At 48.1% G+C, this 1276-nt stretch carries 1 protein-coding gene; it reads left to right on the plus strand.

What is annotated here, in order from left to right; translation table 11 throughout:
- The first annotated feature begins 98 nt into the window (after positions 1-98).
- Positions 99-1253 (plus strand): cytochrome P450, encoded by a 1155-nt coding sequence (locus IM753_RS12750; protein ID WP_065254898.1) that lies wholly within the window; start codon positions 99-101, stop codon positions 1251-1253.
- Positions 1254-1276: the final 23 nt, after the last annotated feature.

Raw genomic sequence — 1276 nt, forward strand, 5'->3', positions numbered from 1 at the left:
TTTTTGACAAACCATCACACCCTACCCCCAAGGGCTAATAGCAGGATTGTCATGCGTTGATTACAATGGCAAGACCATTCACCGCCCAAGGATAATTTATGTCCACTTCCATCAACTGGCAATCTGATGATGAACAAGTTCAGAAAAATCAGCGTCGTGCTTATGACGACATGCGAGCACGCTGTCCCATCGCCCATGATGATAAGTTCGGTTATAGCGTGTTTTCTCATGCTGATGTCATGCACATTCTAAACGACCCTGCGATATTTTCCAATCACGTCTCAGACCGCCATATCGCTGTGCCAAACGGCATGGACGCACCTGTTCATACGGCGTTTCGTGCGATTAATGATAAATATTTTACCGCTGACCGCATGGCGACATTTCACCCCATCGCCAAGGAGTTGATTGACAGCTTAGTGAGCCAACTGCCCAAGGGTCAGCCCATTGATGTCATGGCAGAGTTTGCCAAAACTTATGCCGTCAAGCTACAAAATGCCTTTATGGGCTGGGGCGATGAGACCGAAGCACCATTAAACGCATGGATTGAGAAAAACCGCAAAGCCACACTGAGCCAAAATCGGGATGAGATTGCCAGTGTCGCCTTAGAATTTGACAGTTATATCAAGGCGATTTTGGATGACAAACGGACAAAACGCCCTGATGATGTGACCTTTGAACTGATGAACGACGTGGTCATGTTACCACAAGGCGAGCGAGTGATGAGCGATGAAGAGCTTATCTCACTCATTCGCAACTGGACGGTGGGTGAACTGTCCACCATGTCGTCAGCGGTCGGGATTATTTTTGAATTTTTTATTCATCATCCTGATGTCTTGATTCATCTCAAAGCCAACCCCCAAGACATTGATAATGCCGTCCTAGAAATACTGCGTTTACACGACCCGCTCATCACCAACAGACGACGCACCACCTGCCCTGTCACTCTACATGGCGTGGACATCCCCAAAGACGCCAAAATCACGATTAACTGGCAGTCCGCCAACCGTGACCCCAAAGCCTTTCATCAAGCGGACAGTTTTGAACTACACCGCAACCAAGCTAATAATCTGGTCTATGGACATGGCGTTCATGTCTGCCCTGGTAAGCCATTGGCACAGCTTGAACTGGGGCTATTGGTAGAATGCTTGGCAGAGCAGGTAAGCAAGATTCGCCCTGCGTCTGACGACTACTTTGACCATGCCATCTATCCTGCGTCAGGTTTTAGTCGCTTAGAAGTCGTGCTTCATTAACTTCATTCCCCCTTTCCCCTTTT

This window comes from Moraxella sp. K127, assembly GCF_015223095.1.
Classification (GTDB): Bacteria; Pseudomonadota; Gammaproteobacteria; order Pseudomonadales; family Moraxellaceae; genus Moraxella.